Origin of the sequence: Mesorhizobium sp. M7A.F.Ca.CA.003.01.2.1 (genome assembly GCF_003998945.1) — a bacterium.
In the GTDB taxonomy this organism is placed as follows: Bacteria; Pseudomonadota; Alphaproteobacteria; order Rhizobiales; family Rhizobiaceae; genus Mesorhizobium; species Mesorhizobium ciceri.
The window spans coordinates 1-4,940 of record NZ_RZRA01000382.1 but is presented as its reverse complement, the minus strand read 5'-3'; the positions used below and the strand labels follow the sequence as shown (position 1 = coordinate 4,940).

Below are 4,940 nucleotides of genomic sequence, written 5' to 3'. Positions count from 1 at the left end.
GTTTGGCCGCGCTTGACAAGCGGACGCCTGTCGGCAAGGCTCCATGCATGAGCAACCCAGCTTATATCAGAACCTTGTTCAGGGTCTGCCCGATCGCGGGATCGTAGCCCCGGCGCGGTCGCCTTTTGGCGTCCGTCCGAACCGGGGCATTTCTACCTGACATTATCATTCCCGAGCCAGACAGCTTCGCGGCTGCCGGTTTTTCATCAAGCCACCGTTTGCGCGGCGGCAGGCGCGCGTCTGTTCGATGCGCCAAGTCATGAGGTTTGCCATGCAACATGCAACAGGATTGCGTCCACCGAGCCGGCTTCTGGTCACCGATGCCGACCATCATAGGCTGACGGGCCTGGCGCGGGCGTCGCTCGACCGCGTGCCCGAGACGGCCGAAGAATTGCTTTCGGAGATGGACCGTGCCGTTGTCACGGCAGCGGCTTCCATGCCGGCCAATGTCGTGCGGATGGGCTCGGCGGTAACAATCCGCAACGATGGCGGCAACATCCAGCGCGTCACGCTGGTCTATCCCGGCGAAGCAGACATCAGTGAAAACAGGATCTCGGTGCTGACGCCGATGGGGACGGCGCTCATCGGCGCGACCGCTGGGCAGACGGTGTGCTGGAGCAGCCGTGGCGGCCGGGAACTGTCGGCGACCATCGAAGTGGTCGATACGCCGGCCTGCGGGCGGGAGGGGGCCTGATCATGGAGACGGTGATGACAGGCGCGAATTTCCAGCTGACGACAAAGGACTTCGCCGTCCTCGAAATCATGTTGGAGCGTCGGCGGGCTTTCGCGGATCCGATTGTTCCAATGCTTGAAGACAAGCTTTCCAAGGCCGAGGTCGTCGCGATGGATTCGGTCGGATCCGATATCGTGACGCTGAACAGCAGGCTGGTATTCCGTGTCGATGCCGGCCCCGCCCAGACCCGGACCCTGGTGCAGAATGAGGTGCGCGGCCCGGTCGGCTCCAGCCTGTCGATCATGACAAGGCGGGGGCTTTGCATGCTCGGCATGGCCGAGGGCCAGACTGCATGGATCGAACAGGCCGACGGCAGGCGGGAGTCGGTCCTGATCGCGACCGTGCTCTACCAGCCGGAGGCCGCGCGGCGTGCCGTCAGGGAGAAATCCCAGGCCGAGGCGCGACGGCCGCATGGGCTCACCCTCGTCTACAGCGCCGCAGCCGATTGGCGGCCCCTTGGCGAAAGGGCCGGAATGCGGCAGACAGGGGACGACGACCCCGGTCCTGCGGCGGCGTGAACAGGCAACACTGCATGATCTCGAAAATCGGCATCGATTTTCGCCGGGGATCATGCGCAAATCGGAATGCGCCGCGTCCAGGCGTCCTCAAGGGCGTGCGACGCGGCAAGGAGTAAACGATGAAGATCATGGTGCTGGGCGGCGGCGTCATCGGAGTGACCACGGCGTACTTTCTCGCCGAGGCCGGCCACGAGGTGACGGTTCTCGACCGCCAGAAAGGCCCGGCGCTGGAAACCAGCTTCGCCAATGCCGGCGAAATTTCGCCCGGCTACGCCTCGCCCTGGGCCGGGCCCGGCATTCCGCTGAAGGCGATCAAATGGCTGCTGATGAAGCATGGCCCGCTGGTGGTGCGGCCGGCCTTCGATCCGCATATGTGGACATGGCTCATCAAGATGCTGCGCAACTGCACGGCCGAGCGCTATGCGATCAACAAGGCGCGCATGGTGCCGCTGGCCGAATACAGCCGCGATACGCTCAAGGCGCTGCGCGAAGCGACCGGCATCGCCTATGACGAGCGGACCCAGGGCACGCTGCAGCTGTTCCGGACGCAAAAGCAGCTTGACGGCACCGGCGGCGATGTCGAGGTGCTGAAGAAGTATGGCGTGCCTTACGAGATCCTCGACCAGGACGGTTGCATCGCGGCTGAGCCTGGCCTTGCCGGGGTGCGCGAAAAGTTCGTCGGCGGCCTCAGGCTGCCGCACGACGAGACCGGCGACTGCAAGATGTTCACCGACAGGCTGGCCGAACTCTGTGTGGCCCGTGGCGTCAAGTTCGAGTACGACGTGACGATCTGGCGCGTCATCCGCAGCCGCAACCGCATTGCCAATCTCAGCACCAGCAAGGGCTGGAAGACCGCCGACGCCTATGTGATGGCGCTGGGCAGTTATTCGGCGGGTTTCATGCGCCGAGTGAAGCGGCCGATCCCGGTCTATCCGGTCAAGGGCTATTCGATCACCGTGCCGATCAAGGACGCGGCGGCGGCGCCGGTCTCGACGGTGATGGACGAGACCTACAAGGTGGCGATCACCCGGCTTGGCGACCGCATCCGGGTTGGCGGTACGGCCGAGATTTCCGGCTTCGACCTCAGGCTGCACGAATCGCGGCGGCGCACGCTGGAACACTCGGTCGGCGATCTCTTTCCTGGCGCCGGCGCGATGCGGGACGCGACGTTCTGGTGCGGGCTGCGGCCGATGACGCCGGATGGTCCGCCGCTGATCGGCCGCACCGAGCTTTCCAATCTCTATCTCAACACCGGCCACGGCACGCTCGGCTGGACCATGGCTTGCGGCTCGGGCAAGGTGCTGGCCGACATCATCTCCAACCGGGTGCCTGACATCGACGTCCGCGACCTCGCGCAGGAGCGCTATCTGCGCTAGAGAGTCAGAACGCCTGCCGGACCCAGTCCTCGTCGAAAAGCAGCCGGTAGGCCCACGGGATCGTCACATTGGTGGCGACCGGTTTGGAGTGGGCGACATAGTCGTCATAGATCGGCTTCATCCTGGTGTAGAAGGCCGGATCGAGCACCATCATGCCGTTCTCACTGTCGTGGAAGAAGCTGCGGTTGTTGAGGTTGACCGACGAGATGGCGACCAGCCTTTCGTCGATCATCATGATCTTGGAATGCAGCACCACGTCAGGCGCCTTGAACTCGCGGATGTTGATGCGATCGCCATATTTCTCGACAAACAGCTTGTTGAGCGCGGTGAGAAACTTGCCGCCGATATCGCCCTTGAGATCGATGCGGCCGACAATGTCGATCCTGACGCCGCGGGCGAGCGCCCGGTCAACAGCCTGGGCAAGCTTGGGCGTCAGGTTGAGGTAGGGATTAACGATCTGGATATGGTGCTGGGCGGCGTCGACCAACTCGACGAAATAGTCCTCCAGCGCATGGCCATCCTCGTAAGGCACCGAAATGAAGTGTCGTGCCGTGCCTGAAGGACGGGCGCCGTCGGACCGGACCGGAATGGAGAAGGGGCGCGCCAGATTGGTGTCGGCGTCGCGCAGCCACACTGTCGAAAGATGCGCGGCAAGGGTCTCGACCGTGGCCGGATCGGCGAACTCGATGTCGAAGTCGCTCCAGTTCGAATAGTAGTTCAGCGACAACCCGTCGGTCTTGCCGTATTGCTCAAGGTCTGGATAGCGCGACAGATCGATCGGCTGGTGGAACAGGAAGCCGTCATGGATGTTGCGGCCGCCGATGATGGCGCGCGACCGCCGTGGATCGTCGGCAAGCGTCGCCAGCATCTTGACGTGATGGACCTTGTGCAATTGTGAAATCTGCTCGTCGATCGGCGCGCCCCGGTCCGCCCGCCAGCGATATTCCTGCAGCCCGACATTGGGGAATTCGGCCGCCAGCCGATGCAGCATGGCGTCGTCCTTGTCGCGCTCCAGCACGTCGGTGACCAGGATGCGCACCTTGGTGCCGAGGGCTGCATGATGACGGATCAGCCGTTCGATGATGCGGCCGGAGAAGTCGGCCTTGAACTCCAGGGATGACAGATAGATCAGCTTCAGTTTTGGGGCCCTGGAGAAGTCGAGCGGCAGCTCCGGGTCGCCCTTGTCGATGGCGCTGTCGGACAGCGGCGCTCCCATCAGCGCCTCGACCTTGGCGTTGAAGCCGTCGCGCGATTTGCGCAGCAGGCGCGGCTTTCCGATCGGCAAGGCACAGGTCTGCGACAGCCAACGGCTGGCATAGAAGGCGCGGCTGAGAGGATCGAGGCCGGTTGGGTCTGGCGTCGGGCAACGCTCGTAGCGACTGTCGAAAGCGGCAAGCGCCGGATCGGCGGTCTCTTCGCGTCGGATGGTGAGCGGCGCGCCGGCCGGAGCAAGGCTGGAGCGGATTCTTGCCGCGCAGCGGTTCAGGCCGTCACTTGGAAACAGGCTGACCGTATCGTCCTCGCCGGACAGGCGAAAGCGAAATGCCGTGCCCGTGGCGATGGTGCGTGAAGCGCCGCCGGCACGGATCGCCAGCGTGCCGTCGCAGACGCCTTCGATGTCGGCCGGTTGCTTGCCGGCCTGGCGCAGCACGATCTCGACGCTGCGCGCTTGCAGGCCGGAGAAATCGAAGGTCTTGGGCGCCGAAGGCCGCGCCGCCGCATCGATGTAGAGCGTCTGTCGCGACACCCGCCAGCGTCCGTCAAAATGACCCTCGCCGCTGTTGGCGTCGGCCGGCGGCAGATGCGTTTCGGCAACCGGCCCGGCCAGTTTTTGCAGCGTCCGGTAGGTCGCCTGGAAATCGCTGTTGGCGATCTCATGGCGGTCGTGGCCGAAAGGGCCGGTGCCGTTGGCGCGGTCCATGGCGCCAAGCTGATGGCGGGCGAGCAGCGCCAGGAAGCGTTTTTCGTAGTCGCTGGTGCCGGCGTCGCCGAAAAACTGCGCGGCGGCGATCCGCGGCCCAGCTGTCTCCGCGGAGAGCGCGGGTCGCGCGCAAGCGCTCTGGCCTTGCAGGAGATCGCAGGCATTGCGACCAGTACCGGCACAGCCGGCAAGGACAGCCAGCCCGAACAGAACAACGGCGATGAATGCGCGACCCTTCACCCGGCCGCTCCGGTCTTCAGGGCGCTCAATTGCGCCGGATCGCGCGGCGGCATGAAGCCCTGCGGGAAGACCTTGCAGACGGGAATGGCGAAGGTGGCGATCAGCAGTTCGGCCTCGCCGCGCATCTTGCGCGGCGTTGCGTTGTCGTCACG

4 protein-coding genes are annotated in these 4,940 nt (G+C 64.6%); 3 read left to right on the top strand and 1 reads right to left on the bottom strand.

The genetic code is table 11. The annotated features are described in order from the left end of the window. Positions 1 to 271: 271 nt before the first annotated feature. From rnk to EN969_RS16655, 3 genes are all read left to right on the top strand, one after another. Entirely contained in the window at positions 272 to 694 is a 423-nt protein-coding gene (gene rnk / locus EN969_RS16665; RefSeq protein WP_027162554.1) for a nucleoside diphosphate kinase regulator, read from the top strand. A gap of 2 nt (positions 695 to 696) precedes the next feature. Then, positions 697 to 1,251: a nucleoside-diphosphate kinase gene (locus EN969_RS16660; RefSeq protein ID WP_082826563.1), complete on the top strand. Its 555-nt coding sequence runs from the start codon at positions 697 to 699 to the stop codon at positions 1,249 to 1,251. Positions 1,252 to 1,370: 119 nt separating this feature from the next. Further along, complete coding sequence (locus EN969_RS16655) at positions 1,371 to 2,627, top strand: D-amino acid dehydrogenase (protein ID WP_013529082.1); 1,257 nt, start codon at positions 1,371 to 1,373, stop codon at positions 2,625 to 2,627. A gap of 4 nt (positions 2,628 to 2,631) precedes the next feature. Here the strand turns inward: EN969_RS16655 and EN969_RS16650 are convergent, their stop codons facing one another. Then, positions 2,632 to 4,788, bottom strand: coding sequence for a phospholipase D-like domain-containing protein (locus EN969_RS16650; RefSeq protein WP_063169213.1), 2,157 nt, complete (start codon positions 4,786 to 4,788; stop codon positions 2,632 to 2,634). Positions 4,789 to 4,940: the final 152 nt, after the last annotated feature.